Raw genomic sequence first — 17,372 nt, 5'->3', positions numbered from 1 at the left:
CGGTTTCAACCCGCGACACGGACCACGACGAGATAGAAGGCTTCGGCAGCCGTCGGGACTGAAGTCCCTCCAACAGTGCACCCATCCAACCAATCGCAAGCGCCCCTGTAGGAGCGGTTTCAACCGCGACACAGGCTCCGCCGAAGCAGCGAACTCCGGCGACCGGTTAGGGTTGATGGCCTTCCCCATCGCACTCGGCAGACCCACCACAAGTCCCTGTGGGAGCGACTTCAGTCGCGACGAGCGGAGCCAGCCGCCGCACCAATGTAATGAACTGCCGGAAACCGAAGCCGCTCCTGCAGGTCGAGGAAGCGGCCCGCAACCCGCATCAGCGGCAGCAACCATGACCGCCTCACCTGCACCCTAATTGGCGACGAATCGCTCCCCAAAATCCACCAGCGCCCCCTACTCCGCCAGCAACGCCACCATCCGCCGCACCCGCTCCACATCGGTCTGCATGCGATCCCCGCCCAGACTGCGCACATGCGGATGCGGCGCCAGCGCCCGCGATGCCAGCGGCCCGCGCGCCGAACCATGGAACTCGCGCGCACCGGTCAGCGCACGCAGCCGCGCCAGATTGGTCTCGGACACCCCCGATCCCGGCATCACGCTCAAGCGCGTGCCTGCCTGCTGAACCAGCTCAGCGATCAATGCCGCGCCCTCCTCCGCCGTCTCGCGCGCACCCGACGTCAGCACCCGCTCGCACCCCAGCGCGATCGCATCCTCCAACGCACGCCGCGGATCGGCACTGACATCGATGGCGCGATGAAAGGTGACGCCAAGCGATCCGGCCGCCGCGATCAACACCCGCATCGTCTCCATATCGACCTCGCCGGCAGGATCCAGCGCGCCCAGCACCACCCCGTCGCACCCAAGCCGCACGCACTGCTCCACGTCGCGGCGCATCGCCTCCACTTCCGCAGCGTCGAACACGAAATCGCCCACGCGCGGGCGGATCAGCACATACAGCGGAATGGTCAAGCGATCGCGCAGCACCGCCAGCGTGCCGAACGACGGCGTCAGCCCACCGCCGTCCAGGCTACCGCACAGCTCCACCCGCATCGCCCCGCCGGCCTGCGCCGCCAGCGCCGAGCCGATCGAATCGGCGGCCACCTCCAGTCCCATCGGCACGACCTGGCTCATGCGGCCGGCTTCGCAAAATAGCTCTGCCCCGGCAGCAACAGATCCTGCCGCTGCGCATCGCAGACCGCGTAGCTGAAACCGGGCTGGATCGCGAACGCGCCGACCTCGCCGCGCTTGTTCATCGCCAGGAAACCGACCTGCAGATCGCGGGTCAGCTGCGGTTTGCGCCGCACGATACGCATCACCACCTCGCGGCAGGCCTCGGCCGGACTCTTGCCCTGGCGCATCATCTCCACCACCGCGAAACTGCCGACGTTGCGGATCACCTCCTCGCCGACGCCGGTCGAGGTCGCGCCGCCCACCTCGTTGTCCACGTACAGGCCCGCACCGATGATCGGACTGTCGCCGACCCGCCCGTGCATCTTCCACGCCATGCCGCTGGTGGTACACGCCCCGGACAGATTGCCGTGCGCGTCCAGCGCCAACATGCCGATGGTGTCGTGGTTGTCCTTGCCGCCGGGCAGCGTGCCCTTCTGATAGGCGCGATTCTCGATGTTCGCTTCCGGCTTGTACTCGGATGTCTTCAGCCACTCCTTCCACGCCTTCTCCGACGACGGCGTGAGCAGACTGGTGCGCTCGAAGCCTTGCGCCAGCGCGAACTGCAGCGCGCCGTCGCCGACCAGCATCACATGCGGCGTCTTCTCCATCACCCGCCGCGCCACCGAGATCGCATGCACGATGTCCTCCAGCGCCGCCACCGACCCGCAGCCGCCGGTGTGATCCATGATGCAGGCATCGAGCGTGACGCGCCCATCGCGATCGGGATAGCCGCCGAGGCCAACGGTGGGATTGTTCGGGTCCGCCTCCGGCACCTTCACCCCGGCCTCCACCGCATCCAGCGCCGCGCCACCACGCGACAGCACCTGCCACGCCGCCTGGTTCGCCGCGATCCCGAAATCCCAGGTCGAGATCACTCGTGCTGCGCCGCGCGGCAGCGGCGCGACGCCGTTGCCGGTGGCCGCCCGTGCACGCGGCAGCACAGCGGCCAGGCCGGTGGCGAGGGCGCCGAAGGCGGCGGTCTTCAAGAAGTGGCGGCGTTCGTGCATGGGGGGACTCCGGCGCGGGGTAAGGATGGGCGCAGCGGGACGATTGCCCGCGGTTGGCCTTGCATCATGCGGCAGAGCGGGGCGGGATTGAATGGGTGATGCGCCATCGAATTGCCCGTGGCGAGTCAGACGCAGGTCAATTACATACATGGCTGCCGCAGGACGATCCATCTACCAGCATCCGATCACAGTGCGGCCAATAGCCGACCAATGACCTTCACTTTGTCAGTCAATAGAGTCCAATAGAGACCTGGCTGCCTGCCTAACATGGGCTGAGGGGTCATCAAGATAAGGCCTTATGAGATCAGCACCATCAGACGAAACAAGCCCATCCAACTCATCAATTGCATTTTCTCGCACGATCGGGTCTTCATCATGAAGCCCACGCAACAACAAAGGCAACGCTTCTTCACCCAGCCTATCTTTTGCAAAGCGGAGGATAGCACCGCGAACAAACGGAGAAGGATGCTGCAGTTGCCACGAAACTGCAGACCAATCCGCAACACCAATGCGCCGAAGTCCGTCAATAGCAGCAACGACTACCAAAGGCTCATCATGGTTGATGAAATTTTTTATAACTGAATCACTTTCGACAGAAGAAATTATTCCCAAGCCACATATTCCTGCACGCAGCCGTTTGACAGAAAGACTGTCTAGCATCATTTCCAATTGCTGCCGATATCCTACCGCCAACTGAACAGCGACAATATCGTAGAAATCGTCATCATCTGATATTTCACAAAAAAACAATGCCATTAATTCATCGAAAGATTTATCTGAAACCCTCAACGCAATCTCCATTGCAGCCCCTACCCGTCCGTACAGCGCTATCCGCCACATAGACCATACGTCCCAGACAGAAATCACTCTTCAACAAAAAACTTTATTTCATCTGATTTAATCTGAAGACACCCATCCACAAAATAAAAATACGCACCACTTCCTGCGACCGCAGGCACCCAATAATTAATATTTCCAGACCTTGAATTATTAATTATTCTCAAAAAATCCATGGAACAGGAGGAGAAAGCAACTCCAATAAACACTATTCTACCAACACTCCTCTCTTTACTGGAAGAAGATTTATAATAACGCAACCCAACCTCGATCGAACAATCACCAAATTCAAATGACACACGATCAATTATCGCATCATGCAGATCCAACTCTAGAAAATCAGTCTCCATCAGCTTCCCGCCCCCGTCAAAGCACTCAATATTATTATGACAGCCCCACCAACATAAATTGCAGCTTTTGCACCAGCGCTAATTTCCGGCGATTGAACCATGGGAGAGTAATTTTCATTAGTAATTGACTGCCCTGAGAAACCGTTCCTTAGAGCACATTCTTTAATGGATTTAGGAGCATCATCCCATGTTCCGCCATGAGATTCTCCACCATATTCACCACACTCCCCCTCCGCACCTTTGCACTCCCAATGCAAGTGCCTTGCCTTTCTTCCTGTCTTCTCATCGTATGTAAAATCTATCCTTATCCTGCAGCCTTTTCCGCAATCTATCCAGCGACCAGAAGTATGCTTTACAAGGCCGAAGATATCGCTATAGCGAAATGGTGCAGCCTCAACATATGAGTAAGTGCTGAAGCCGCCCTCTAACCCAATGGGATCACTCTGCCCATACCGCCCGGTCCCGGGGTCATAGTCCCGGAAGTAGTTCTGGTTGAACCCCGTGGCTGAGTCATAGCGCTGCCCCGGAAAGCGCATGTCGAACACGAACGCGGTGCCGTCCTTGTCCGGGTCCTGGTCCGGCGGGGTATTGCCGAAGGCCTCGCCCTTCAGATCCCAGGTCCAGATGGCTACGTCGCGGGTCGGGTCGATTACCGCGCGCGGGGTGCCCAGGTGGTCCGGCTGCACGTAACGCAGGCTGTTCTTGGCCAGGACGCCGACCGGTAGGTCGTCCAGCCAGATCGCCTGTTGCAACGCGGCCCCGTTGGCGTCGTAGTTGCCCAGCCAGTGGCCGCTTTCGTCGTACAGCGTGTAGGTGTTGGTCTTGTCCACCCGACGCACCTGTTCGCCGCGGCCGTTGTAGCCGTACTTCATGACGACCGTGCCGGCGCGCTTGGCCTGGCTCATCCGGCCCGTGGCGTCGTAGGCGAACTCCTGCGCCGTGCCGCCGATGGACAGCGTGTTGCCGATCGCGTCGTAAGTGCGCGCAGTGCCGGCCACCGCGCTCAGGCGGTGGTTGGTGGTTGGATACGTGTAGTTCTGCGTGACGGTGTTGACCTTGGCGCTGAGCCGGTTGCCGGTTGCGTCGTAGCTGTAACCATCGATCACCGTGCCGGTCGGGCCGTCCTTGAACGCGGTCAGGCGGCCCAGGGCGTCGTAGTCCAGGCTGACGACAGGCGCGGTGTTGCCTGCCGCGGTCAGGGCGCTGAGGTTGCCGGCTGGGTCAAAGGCGAAGCCGGTGCTCAAGCCGTCGCTGCGGGTGTCGCTGACCGCCAGCGGGCGGTAGTCCTGGTCCAGCACGCGCTGCATCGGGCAACCATTACCGTACGACCAGCTCGCCACCGGACCGAACGGGTAGTAAGTAGCGTTACCCAACAGCACCTGGCGCGTGCCGCCGGCCGGGGTGACGCCCATCTCCGTGGTCTGGCCTTGGGCGTTGCGCACGTAGTCCACCGCTGCGCCGTCGGGATAGGTCAGCCGGCTGAGCTGGCCGGCCTTGGTATAGGCGTAGCGCAGCACGAATACCTTGCCGTTGGTGGTCTGCACCTTGCGCACCAGGTCACCGAAGCGGTCGTAGCAGTAGTCGGTCGTGCCGCTGCTGTCCTGCATCCGGGCCAGGCGACCGATCGCATAGGTTTCGCCACTGGCACACGTGCTCTGGTTGACGTCGTAGGTATAGGTAACGTTGAGGCTGGTGGTCGGATAGGCCACCTTGGTCAGCCGGTTCAGCGCGTCGTAGCTGTAGGTGGTCTTGATGTTGCGCGCATCGGTCTGCGTGGCGCGGTTGCCAGCGCTGTCGTAGGTGTACGTGGTGGCGCCGGTGTCCGGGCTGGTGAGTTTGGTCAGGTCGCCCAGGCCGTTGTAGGCGTAGGTGGTGTCCAGGCCCTTCGGGTCGGTGACCTTGGTCAGGTTGTCCAGTGCGTCGTAGCCGAACTTGGTCTCGGCCGCGATACCGTCCACGTCCTGCAGCGTGCGCGCCAGGCGGTTGAGCGGGTCGTAGTCGTTCTGCGTCTTGTGCCCGAGCGCGTCGGTGACCGCCGTGGCGTTGCTGTTGGCGTCGTAGCCGAAGTCGGTCGGGTCGCCGCTGGCGGTGGCCTGCGTGGCCAGCTGGCCGAGCTGATTGTAGACCCGCGACAGCGTGCGCTTGAGCGTGCCGGACGCGTCCTTGGTGTCTTCCTTGACCCGGTTGCCGGCGTTGTCCAGCGTGTAGTGCAGCGTGTTGCCGGCGTTGTCGGCGATATTGGTCAGGCGGTGCGCTGCGTCGTAGGTGAAGGCGGTGAACGCGCCGTCTGGCTGGGTGACCTGCTTGACCAGGCCGGTCGGCCAGTAGTCGATCGAGGTGATGCGATCGTCGCTCTCGCTGGTGTCGTCGGCACCGCGGACCTTGCTCGCGGTCAGCCAGCCGCGCGGGAGGTAGGTGAAGTCGGTGATGATGCCGTTGGCGTCCTTCACCGACAGCAGGCGGCCGGCACCGTCGTAGGACAGATACTCGGTCACCTGACCCAAGGCGTTGGTGACTTTCCAGAGGTCGCCCTTGCGGTGCGGGCAGGTGGTCGGCGATGTGGAGCAGGCCGCATCATCGGATGGGTAATAGGCATAGCTGGCAGTGTCGCTGACGTCGATACGCCCGCCATCGACACGCTTCAAGAGACCTACCTTCGGGCAGTTGCTCGCCGCATCAGCGACGTCGGCGTCGGTGCAATAGCTATACGCCGCCTGCCGAACGGTAGCCGGTGCGCTAGCCTGGGAACCGCACACATAGGCCGACGCGTTTGAAACCGACGTGTCGTACTGGCAGCGGAAGGAGATCAATCCCGCACTGTAGATCACGCGCGAAAGCGAAAGCGTCCCACTACCGTTACTCGACTCCTGACCGACCACATGATTTTCCGAATCGCGCGTGACGGTGTGCGACCGCTGGTAAGAGGTGCCAACTCCTTCTGTCGTGGTGCTGGACGAGGTGGCTTGCCCGGACAGGGAATCCTGATAACTGAATTGCGTGGAGTTCCCAAGCCTATCCGTGGAGGCAATGGGACGTCCCGCATCGAAACTCATCGTCGTAGCGCCATTCGGACCACTGATGCCTTCGATCTGTCGGAAAAGACCTTGCCCAAACTGATAGGTATAGCTTGCGCCGTTCGGCTGCAGCACTTGGGCACTATCTGTGCCCGAGTACACGATAGAGGTGGTTTCCACCTCCGCACCGTTGGCATGCAGACTGCTCGATGCCACACGCCCATCGGCGGCATAACCAAACGTTGCGTATCGAACTCCATCCTCTTCGATACCGGTGAGCAAATGTGCGCGCCCAGCTGGGGCGTGGCCTGACTCTCCATAACGGTAGACGCGCACGCTTCCATCGGAACGGGTGACGCTGCTCAGATTCTGCGCGGCGTCATAGCCGTACTGGACGTAGCTGCCATCATCCAACGCGACCTTTTCCAATAAATCGTTACGGTACGTGAAGCTGAGGGCATGCCCCAAACCATCCACGGCCTTGATCAGTTTGTTGCTGGCGTATACAAGCTCAACATCGAATGCAGGAGACACACTGGATTGAATGGCCGCAAGTTGACCGGCCGAATTATAACTACGCCTCTCGCCATCTGCAGTGACCAGAGTCCAAAGCCCACTATCTGACCCAAGCAACATATCGCCAACATTATGCCGGCCGCGGGACTTGTACTCACCCACAGTCCGGAACTGTTCAAAAAACCCCTCCTGTGTCGTCATGAAGAGAGCGCCATAGCCCACGGTATCGGAAAACGAGTGGCTCCATCCCGGCGCCATTCCTGATCCCGCCTGAAGCTGTTGAAGAGAGTGGTAAAACCGCTGAAATGGCTTACCAGCAAAAACAAGATCGTCTTCACGCCTAAACTTTTCACCGGTTGCCGGAAGGCAAGGATTTGCGTTGACCGCGCACGACTTGGTCTGATTTATACCTTTAGCATAGATGATCGGGGTATCAGTAGTCTCACAAAGATATGGATACTCCGCGACAAAATCCGGATTACCGGTAGTGTTATACGAGGGATTAAATGCACTAACAGGATGCAAGCCAGCGGGACAAGAATAAACCTGTGCCTTTACAAGCATTGCATCATGTGGATCAGGCGTAGGATCGCTCCATCCAGGGCAGGACATGTTGAATCGAAACCATTTACCATTCGGCACATCAAACGTAAGCAAGCCCAAGCCATCATAATATGGCAAGCTCTGAACATAGGGCTCACCATATGCACCATCTATTCGCTCCCCAGAAATCGTACAGTCCGGCCAGACATAATGATGGAGATCGATCCACCCTTGAATCATCTCAGATTCATCTGCGCAATATTCTCGAAACATCGGCTCGGGACTGGCCGAACAAATAGAAGGATTTGTACTTGTACTTCCGTTACCGCCGATCAGATAAGCCGGCGGACTTATATACGCAGGCGGCTGACGCCTAACCTTATAAGCGATCTGGTACGACGGAGTTTCCGACGCACCTTCGGTAATAGTGGCCTTATCTCGAACAAGATACGCGCCATACGGCAATATCGAGCGCATCTCGGCCTCGGCCTCGTCGAGCGAGCCAAAGCAGGATTCATAACAATATTCGTTGACAGCCTGCGCCTCTGCCCTCAACGACACACCACAAAACAATACCAAAAATATAACACTATAAACAAAATTATAAAAAATTCGCACAATCCATTCCTTTTGGAAAGTATTATAAATAAATATTATCCATATGACACAGAATCACACGCAAAGTAGATGCGGACAACCACCCATCTCCAAGGCATCCGTCATTAGCCAGTGGTGCTAGCCAAGCGGTTTTAAATCGAGCTTGCTCGAATTAACCCACAGCCAAAAACCGCTCCGAAATCATCCCCTCGATCGCTTCCATATCCGGTAACAACGCACTCTGCTCGCCCAACAACACACGCATATGCACGCCAGCCGGCAAGGTTTCTTCGGAGGCGTCGGCCAGCAGGCCGTCGCGCGGGACCGAGATCAGTTGCGGGAAGGATTGGGTGATCAGGGCGAAGTACGGCAGGTCGGGATTGCCGCCCAGCGCTTTCAGCACGACGATCTTGTTGTTGGAAGCAACGGTTTCGCTGCCAAGGCCGGTGAGGCGGGCGAACGAGAGCAGCGGGACGTTCCAGCCGTACCAGGCGATCTGGCCGAGCAGCCAGTGCGGGGCGTCGGGCAGCGGTTCGACCGGCACGCGCGACATCACTTCGGCGACGGTGGCGTTGGGCAGCAGAGCCCGCTCGCTGCCGGCCTGGATCAGGACACCGCGGATTTCGTCGTTGCTGGCGTAGCTGCTCATGGATTACGTCGTCCTGGAACCGGAAAAAACGCGCGGGCGACGGCTCAGCCGCCCCACCGCGCGGACAGGGCCTGCGCCAGCTGCACGGGATCGCCGCTGGGATGGCCGCGGCCGATCAGCTGCGTGGCGGCGGCCGGGTCGTAGCAGCCGTCGCCGGTCTGGCCGGCGACCCAGGCGCCTTGCGCGGCCACGGCCAGCACGTCCTCGACCTGCTGCGGGTCGCTGCCGCTGAGCAGCAGCACGGCGCTGTGCGCAGCCGGCAAACCGCCGACCACCGAGGCGCCGGCCTGCTGGGCGACGAACCGCAGGCCGGCGGTTTCGCCGCTGCGCACGCCGACATCGTCGGGCAGGATGTAGACGTTGCCGACGGCGACCGCCTGGCCGGCTTCGGCCAGCAGCACCGGCAACGCGGACACGCGCGCGATCTGCTTGACCAGGTTGCCGTAGCGGCCGCCGTCCAGGCGCAACTGCACCAGCAGCGGCTGCGGGAAATCCGGCGGCAAGGCGGCGAGCAGGCGGCGAATGGCATCGGGACCGCCGATACCGGCCATCACCAGCACAGCGCCGTGCGCGGCGGTGGCTGCAGCGGCGGCCTGGCCGCTGGTGGCCTCCTCCTCGGACTCCAGCGCGACCAGCGACAGGCCTTCGGTGGAAATCTGCATCTGGCTCAGCGGCGCGCGCGCCTGCACGACCAGCGGCGCGTCGTCGTCCACCAGCGACCAGGCGCTAGCCGGCAGCGGCGGCGGCGGCGCGCTGGCCGGCGCAGCGGCGGATGCCGCCTCGGTCGCGCTCGCTGCCTCGGCGCTCGTTGCAGGCGCGGCCGCATCGCCGGCGGCGATCTGATCGCGCGAGAACTGCAGCTCCTCGAATCCGGGCGCGGCATCGGCCGGCGGCTGCCAGGCATAGAAGCTGTCGCCGGGCACGGTGGTGGCGAAGCTGGCCGCTTCCTCGACGTGGAAGCCGATCGGCGCGCCTTCGTGCAGTTGCGCCGGGGTCGCCGGCAGGCCCGGTTCGGGTTGCAGGCCGGTGTCTGTTTCGCGACCCGGCGGCAGCACGTCCTGGTGGCCTTGCAGCTTGGCGGCAAGATGCCGCGCCCAGCGCTGCGCTTCCCAACCCTCGCGGCGCGCGGCCAGTTCGGCCTCGTCGAAGATCACGGTGAGGCCGGGCAGGTCCAGCGCCGCATCCAGGCGTTCCAGTGCGTCCTCGATCGACGGTTCCAGCGCGATCAGCACCGCGTTGGGCGCGGCGTCGGCCAGGGTCTGCGCATCGATCGCGCCGGGATCGTCCTCGAGCACGATCGCCGCGCCGACCTGGTGCAGCGCCTCGCGCAGGCGCTCGCGCGCCTGGCCGGGGCGCGCCAGCAACGCGACCGGGGTCCCGCTGGCGGCGCCGTCATTCGCGAACACGGGCGATCCCCAGCAGGTCGTACACGTTGCGCATCAGATCCAACTCTTGATAGGGCTTGCCCAGGTAGCGCTGCACGCCGATCTCGAAGGCGCGCTGGCGGTGTTTCTCGCCGCTGCGCGAGGTGATCATCACGATCGGCACCGACGCGTAGCGGGGGTCGGCGCGCATCGCGGTCGCCAGTTCGTAGCCATCCATGCGCGGCATCTCGATATCCAGCAGCATCAGGTCGGGGACGCGCTCCTCGAGGCGCTCCAGCGCCTCGATGCCGTCGCGGGCGGCGATCACGTCGAAGTTGTGGCGTTCCAGCACGCGGCCGGTGACCTTGCGCATGGTCAGCGAATCGTCGACCACCATCACCAGCGGCACGCGCCGCTGTTCGGTCGGCGCCGCTTCCACCACCGGCCGCGCCGGTTGCGCGAGGTAGCGGCGCACCAGCGGGGCGACGTCCAGGATCACCACCACGCGGCCATCGCCGGTGATGGTGGCGCCGTAGATGCCGGGCACCGAGGCGATCTGCAGGCCGACCGGCTTGACCACGATTTCGCGGTTGCCGAGCACCTGGTCGATCGCCACCGCGGCGCGCAGGTCGCCGGCGCGCACCAGCAGCAGCGGCACCTGCGCCTGTCCCTCGGCGCGTGCCGGCGCCTGGCCGACCAGCGAGCCAAGGTCGTGCAGCGCGTACTCTTCGCCGCTGTAGTGGTAGCCGCCGTCGGCCGCTTCGAAACGCTCGCGGCTGATGCGGCCGATGCCGCTGACCGAGGCCACCGGCACGGCGAAGGTGGTCTCGCCGATCTGCACGAACACCGCCTGGGTCACCGCCAGGGTCTGCGGCAGGCGCAGGGTGAAGGTGACGCCTTGGCCCCACACCGAGTGGATGTCCACCGAGCCGCCGAGCTGGCGCACTTCGTTGCGCACCACGTCCATGCCCACGCCGCGGCCGGCCAGCTGGCTGACCTGGTCGTAGGTGCTGAAGCCGGGAGCGAAGATCAGCGAATCCAGCTCTTCGTCCGACAGCGCGGCGCCGATCGCGATCAGGCCGCGCTGTTCGGCGCGGTGACGGATCGCGTCGCGGTTGAGGCCGGCGCCGTCGTCGGCCACTTCCAGCACGATTTCCGAGCCTTCGCGGCGCAGGCGGATGGCGATGCTGCCCTCCTCCGCCTTGCCCGCAGCGCGGCGCTGCTCGGGCGTTTCCAGCCCGTGCGCGACCGAGTTGCGCAGCATGTGTTCCAGCGGCGCGATCATGCGGTCGAGCACGTTGCGGTCGAGTTCGCCGTGGGTGCCTTCCAGGGTCAGATGCACCTGCTTGCCAGTTTCGCTGGCGGCCTGCCGCACCACGCGGCGCAGCCGCGGCACCAGGCCGTCGAACGGCACCATGCGCGCGCGCATCAGCCCGTCCTGCAGTTCCGAGCTCACGCGCGACTGCTGCTGCAGCAAGCCGTCGTACTGCCGCGCCAGGTCGTCGAGCACGCCTTGCAGGCCGCCCAAGTCGGCCGCCGATTCGTTCAGCGCGCGGCTGAGCTGCTGCAGCGTGGAGAAGCGGTCCAGTTCCAGCGGATCGAAGCTCTGCTCGGTCTGGTCCTGTTCGCGCTGGTAGCGGGCGACGATCTGCGCTTCGGTTTCCAGATCCAGGCGGCGCAGCTGGTCGCGCAGTCGCGCGTTGGTGCGGTCCAGTTCGGCCATCGCGCCGCGGAATGCGCCCAGCTGCTGTTCCAGCCGCGAGCGGTAGATCGCCACTTCGCCGGCGTGGTTGACCAGGCGGTCCAGCAGGTCGGCGCGCACGCGCACCTGTTCCTGCATCGGCCGCGCGATCATCGACTCTTCGTCGAGCGTGCCGTCCACCGGCAGTGGTGCCGACAGCGGCGCCGGCGCCGGTGCGGGCACCGAGGCCGGATCGACCGCGGCCTGGATCATCGCCGCCACGTCGGCATCGGCCTGGGTGTCGGCAGCAGGCTCGCTGCCGTCAACGGCGAACGGCAGGCTGCGGCCGTGGGTGCGCGCGTCGAAGCGGCCGATCAGATCGATCGGCATCGCCACCGCGCGGTGGTTGCCGGTGAGGGTGAGCAGCTGATGCAGGCGGTCGAATCCGCGTTCGAGCAACTGCACGTCGCCGCGATCGAGTTCGGTGCGGTTGGCGGCCACCGCCTCCAGCAGCGATTCGATGCCGTGGCCGAGGTCGCCGATCGCGTTGACGCCGGCCATGCGCGCGCCGCCCTTCAGCGTATGCAGGTCGCGTTGCAGGCCGGCGAGCGCGTCGCGGTCCTGCGGCGCCGCGCGCAGGTCGGCGATCAGGCGGTCGCAATGGTCGAGCAGGTCCTTGCCTTCCTCGACGAAGATATCGACCAGCTCGCGGTCCAGATCGGCGAAGTCCAGCGGACCGAGATCGACCGCGGCCAGGTCCGTCGGTTCGGTCCAGGCGGTGTCGTGCTGGGCGGATTCGGCGAACGGCGATTCGGCGGCGTCATCGGCGTGCGGGTGATGCCCGTCGCTGCTTGCGGTATCGGCCGGCTCGGCGGTTTGCGCGTGCGCAGGCTCGGCATCCGTGTCCGTGGAGTGCGCGGCGTCGCTTGTAGGCTCGCCGTTGTCCGGCGCGATGTCGGCGACGTCGATGGCTTGCGTTTCGTCCGCATGCATCTCGTGCGCATAGGGCACTTCGACCGGTGCCAGGTCGGAACCGGCGTAGTCCTCGTGCCCGGCATGGTGCTCTGGCGCGTCGGCCGTGTCGGTCGAACGGGTCTGTTCGGAGTCGGTTGTTGCGTCGAGCGCTGCGTCCGCGTCCACGTCCGGATCGGCGGATTCGGCATGCACAGCGTCTTCGGCGTGCGGCGTCGGCGCGTGATCGTGCACGTCGTGCGCCTCGACCGCTTCGGCGTCGGCCGGATGCGTTTCGATGTCGGCCTGCGCGGGGCCATCGACGCTCTGGTCGACGGTCTCGTGCTGCGATTGCGCTGCTGCATCCGCGTCGTCGTGCGCGTGCGGCGCGGTATCGGCATGCGCCGCCGCGTCGTCCGCCACCGGCAGCGGTTCGGCATCGTCGTTCGCCGACACCGGCTCGCTGCCGTGCCAGTGCGTGGACGGCGGCACCGGCTCCGCATGGAACGCATAACCCTGCGGATCGCGCTCCTGGTCGTGCTCGTCCTGGTCGCGCTCGCCCTCGACCGGCTCGCCTTCGGCGTGCCCAGCGTGGTCGTGCTCGCCTTGCAGCGGATCGTTCTGGGGATCGCCGTGATGGGTTGCGTCGTGCGTAGCTTCCGCGTCGGCCGCTACGTCCTGCTCCTGCGTCTCGGCCACCGTTTCCACAGGCGGCGGCAGCTCGCTGTCCGCCGGCACGCGCTCCTCGGCCAGCGGCGCGTCGACGGTCAATTCGTCGAGCTTGCCCTCCTGCGCCAACAGCGCCTGTTCTTCGGCGTCGATCGCGGCAGGCTCGCCATCATCGGTCGGTGCGGCGGCGACCTCGTCCGTTTCCTCTGCTGCGCCGTCCGCATCCTGCGCGACGTCCGATGCGGCGCTGTCGTGCTGTTCGTGGACGGATGCGTCGTGGGTGTCGAACGCAGACACCGACGATTCGCTGTCGTCGGCAGCCTCTTCGCTCGGCGCATGCGACTGCGCGGCATCGAATGCCGCTGGCGCATCCACCGCCGATGCGACCGAGGCATCGGCATCGGCGCTGCCGGCGACAGGCGCGGCATCAGCGTGATCCGCGTCGGTACCGGCCGCTTCGAGATGGCGGGCATCGCCCAGGTACGCCGACAGGTCGTCGGCCGAAGTGAGTTCCACCGCCTGCAGCAGCTGCGCGTCCAAGCCGGCATCGGCCTGCGGTTGCGGTTCGCCCTCGTCTTCTTCGTCGTGCGCGACCGCAGGCCACTGCACTTCCGGCAGCGTGGCGACCAGGGCCTGCAGGCGCTGCGCCAGCTCAGTGAACGGCGGGATCACCGGCGACGGCGCCTGCAGTTCCTCGATGGTGGCGGCGATCGCATGCGCGGCATCGTCGAGCGCGCGCACGCCATCGGCGCCTGGCACCGCGGCGGCGGCCAGCAGGCGCTTGACGTAGCTCTCGGCCGGGCCGGTGACGTCGGTGATTTCCGGCACGTCGGTCATCGCGAACGCACCGCTCATCGTGTGCACCGCACGCAGCAGCGCCTCAGTGGCGGGCTGCGGCGCATGCTGCAGCCAGTCGCGGACCGTCTCCAGATGAGTGCCCACCTCGGCTTCGAGGATCTCGCGCAGCACGCTGTCCACCGAGGCCGGGGTACCGGCGCGCGGAGCGACAACGGCCGCTGCCGGCGCGGCGGCGAAGTAGTAGGCGTCCTCGCCCGCGGCGATGCGGTCGGCGACCGCCTGGATCGCGTCCAGATCGGCCTGGATCGCGCCGTGCCCGCGCAGTGCGGAGTTGAGCTGCGGCAACACCTCGTAGGCCAATTCGACCATGGTCACCACCGCCGGGCTGGCCGGACGGGTGCCGTCGAGCACGCGGTTGAGCATGCTCTCGATCTTCCAGCTGAATTCGCCGAGCACGCGGGCGCCGACCAGCCGGCCGCTGCCCTTGAGGGTGTGGAACACGCGACGGATGGGACGCAGGCTTTCCAGGTGGTTCGGCGACGCGCGCCATGCCGGCAGCAGGTTGCCGAGGTTGACCAGTTCCTCGTCGAATTCCTCGAGGAATACTTCGCGGATGTCGGCGTCGATCTCGCCGCCGTCATCCACGAAGCCGCCATCGATGGCGACCGGCGCGGGCGCCTCTGGCGCCGCGACCGCATCGCTCGGCGCTTGCGCGTGGTCGGCGGCAGACTCGGCCGCGGCGGGCGCGGCGACATCGAACTGTGCCGCTGCGGCGTCGAGTTCGGCGAGGAACGCTGCCGACGCGGCGTCCAGCTCGATCGGCTGGATGCTGGCCTTGTGCACGCCGGGTACCGGCGCTTCCGGCTCCGGGGTCGGCTCCGGCCAAGTCAGGTCGACGAACGGACTCTGTTCGGCGTTGGCGTTGGCGTTGGCGTTGGCGTTGGCGTCGGCATGCTCTGTGTCGCCGGCATGCGCGTGCGGCGCCGCGTCGCTCTCGCTCTCGGCTTCGGCTTCGGCTTCGACGGCATCGCTCGGCGAAAGGTCGATGGCGGACGTGGCGGGCTCGGCGACAGCGTCGTTGTCGTCGTCGGCCAGGGTCGCCGGGGTCTCGTTCCACGCGATGCTGTGGACCTCGTCGGACGCGGTATCGGCGAAGGCCGGCGCATCCTCCAGCTCGATCACCAGCACATCGTCGTGGGCGTTGTCGGTGGGCGCGGCGGCCGGGGCGTCGACGATGACCAGGGCCGGATCGTCGTGTTCGGCAGCGGCGTCGAGCTCGGCGTATTCGGCGGCCACCGGGTCGAAACCGTAGCTGGCCGGCGCTTGGTCGGACGCGGGCGCGGCCTCGACAGGCGCGACATCCTGCTCGGTCGACGCCTCGGCGCTTTCCCAACGCAGTGCATCGCCTTCCAACGCCAGCGTATCGGTACTGATCTGCAGCGGCTCGACCGCGGCGGACCACTCTTCCTGTTCGGCGGCGACCGGATCGAAGCTGATCGGCGACGCGGCGACGACGGACGCATCCTCGCTGCCCGCAGCACCGATCGCGGTGGTGGACGGCTCGGCGTCGGCATCAAGGTGCTCGGCAACCTCGGCGTTGGCGACAGCGTCGCTGTCTTCGTGCAGCGCCCACTGCGGCGCCTGCGGCGTTTCGCCCGGCAGCGGCGGCGGCTGGCCGACGGCGCTCGGCGCGTCAGCGACCGGCGCCAGCTCCCAGGACGGCGCCGAGGGCGGCGCGGACACCTGGCTCGGCACGTCGGCCACGTCGTCGGTCGACGCGCCACCCAGTTCCGCCACGGGCGCGAACGACGGCGCATCGCCCCCCTGCGGCACCACGCCCTGCGCCGCCGGCGCTTCGCTGGGCAGCGGCCAGTAGCGCAGCGTTTCCAGGCTGGTGCGGGTGATGTCGAGGATTTCCTCGCGGCCCGGGCGGCGCTCGCGCAGCGCTTCCAGGTAGTACTCCAGGCTGGCCATCGCGTCGGCCAGCGTGTCCAGCTGGCGCCCGCTGGGCACGCGGCGCTTGCCGATCAGCTCGGTGGCCACGTAGCGGCGCACGCCTTCCAGGTAATCGGCCGGCTGCGGCAGTTCCAGCATGCGCAGCGCACCGGCGACCTCGCCGAGCAGGCGCGGCACGTCGCTCAGGCGCTCGTGATCCCAGTTGGTCTCGATGAAGGCGACGAAATGCTCGCGCGCGGCGGCGAAATTGGCGATCGCCTCGTGCGCCAGCACTTCCACCGTGCGCCGCGCCTCGGCGGCGCTGGCATCGTCGTGGATGCCGGCGCTGGCGCCGAGATAGGCGACCTGGTCGTCGAGCGAGGCATCCACGTACAGCAGCGCACCGGCGATATCCAGCAACAGGCCTTCGTCGGCCTGGCGCTCGCCTTCGACGATGCTGCGCAGCGCATCGCGCTGCTGCACCACCACGCCGCGGGCCACACCCAGGCCCATCACCCCGAGGGTGTCGGCGACGCTGCCCAGTTCGTCCACCTGGGTCTGCAGCGCGGCCACGTCGCCGCCGGTGCGCAGGTGCAGGTCGAGCGCGTCCTTGACCCGCAGCAGTTCTTCCTTGATCGCGGTGCCGACGGTGTCCAGCAGTTCGCGGTTGCGGCCGCTGAGGCTGCCGCGGGCATGGTCCAGTTCAGCTTCGGTGGCGGCGCTGGCGTCGGGCGACAGCGCGAACAGCGCGCCTTCGCTGAGCCCGGGCTCGCCGCGCGAGGCGCGGATCTCGTTGAGCAGCGGCAACAGCACGATCGGGATGTCGCGATGGCCGTCCTGCAGGCGCTCCAGATAATCGGGCAGCAGCACGGTGCCGCGCATCAGCGTGGCGCAGGCCTCGTCGCGGTCGGGCACCTGGCCGTTCTGCACGGCGATCGCCAGCAGCTCCAGTTCCTCGGCGACCATCGCCGGGGCGTACAGCTCGACCATGCGCAAGGTGCCCTGCACCTGGTGCAGGTAGCCGGCGCAGAAGCGCATGCGGCTGGTGTCGGCGGGGTCTTCGACGAAGTATTCGATTTCCCCGCGCACCTGGCGCAGGGTCTCGTCCAGCTCCGGCTTGACCCAGCCCAGCGCGGCATGGCTCATCGCATCGCGCAGCGCGCTCATCGCGGCGCTCCCGCGGACGGCCACGCGCCGCGCGTCGCCAGCGCGGCGGCGGTGTGCAGGGAGTTTTCACGATACGTCATGTGCGCTTTCCTTCCACCCTGTTCCGGTCGGC

The 17,372-nt window shown here is 65.4% G+C and carries 8 protein-coding genes; all 8 read right to left on the bottom strand.

Features of this window, described 5'->3' with window-relative positions; all coding sequences use genetic code 11:
* Nucleotides 1-405: 405 nt before the first annotated feature.
* The 8 genes from AB3X08_RS06410 to AB3X08_RS06375 all read right to left on the bottom strand — a co-directional run bounded on the left by AB3X08_RS06410 (nucleotide 406) and on the right by AB3X08_RS06375 (nucleotide 17,260).
* Complete coding sequence (locus tag AB3X08_RS06410) at nucleotides 406-1,125, bottom strand: copper homeostasis protein CutC (protein WP_369938457.1); 720 nt, start codon at nucleotides 1,123-1,125, stop codon at nucleotides 406-408.
* 14 nt (nucleotides 1,126-1,139) lie between these two features.
* A complete protein-coding gene (locus tag AB3X08_RS06405) occupies nucleotides 1,140-2,189 on the bottom strand; it encodes a N(4)-(beta-N-acetylglucosaminyl)-L-asparaginase (RefSeq protein ID WP_369938455.1) in 1,050 nt (349 codons plus the stop codon).
* A 225-nt stretch (nucleotides 2,190-2,414) separates the two neighbouring features.
* Nucleotides 2,415-2,990: a HEAT repeat domain-containing protein gene (locus AB3X08_RS06400; protein ID WP_369937008.1), complete on the bottom strand. Its 576-nt coding sequence runs from the start codon at nucleotides 2,988-2,990 to the stop codon at nucleotides 2,415-2,417.
* 62 nt (nucleotides 2,991-3,052) lie between these two features.
* On the bottom strand, nucleotides 3,053-3,376 hold the full coding sequence (locus AB3X08_RS06395; RefSeq protein ID WP_369937007.1) for a hypothetical protein: 324 nt from the start codon (nucleotides 3,374-3,376) through the stop codon (nucleotides 3,053-3,055).
* Nucleotides 3,376-8,067, bottom strand: a complete 4,692-nt coding sequence (locus tag AB3X08_RS06390; RefSeq protein ID WP_369937006.1) for an RHS repeat-associated core domain-containing protein — start codon at nucleotides 8,065-8,067, stop codon at nucleotides 3,376-3,378. Before AB3X08_RS06390 ends, AB3X08_RS06395 begins: the two co-directional genes overlap by 1 nt.
* Before the next feature lie 151 nt (nucleotides 8,068-8,218).
* Nucleotides 8,219-8,695 carry a chemotaxis protein CheW gene (locus AB3X08_RS06385; RefSeq protein WP_369937004.1) on the bottom strand — a complete coding sequence of 159 codons (477 nt, stop codon included), beginning with the start codon at nucleotides 8,693-8,695 and terminating at the stop codon, nucleotides 8,219-8,221.
* A 44-nt stretch (nucleotides 8,696-8,739) separates the two neighbouring features.
* Entirely contained in the window at nucleotides 8,740-10,101 is a 1,362-nt protein-coding gene (locus AB3X08_RS06380) for a chemotaxis protein CheB (RefSeq protein ID WP_369937001.1), read from the bottom strand.
* Complete coding sequence (locus AB3X08_RS06375; protein WP_369937000.1) at nucleotides 10,088-17,260, bottom strand: Hpt domain-containing protein; 7,173 nt, start codon at nucleotides 17,258-17,260, stop codon at nucleotides 10,088-10,090. Before AB3X08_RS06375 ends, AB3X08_RS06380 begins: the two co-directional genes overlap by 14 nt.
* Nucleotides 17,261-17,372 lie beyond the last annotated feature (112 nt).

The organism is Xanthomonas sp. DAR 34887, from assembly GCF_041245805.1.
Lineage (GTDB): Bacteria > Pseudomonadota > Gammaproteobacteria > Xanthomonadales > Xanthomonadaceae > Xanthomonas_A > Xanthomonas_A tesorieronis.
The sequence above is the reverse complement of the archived record's forward strand: the minus strand, read 5'-3'. Positions and strand labels throughout refer to the sequence as shown.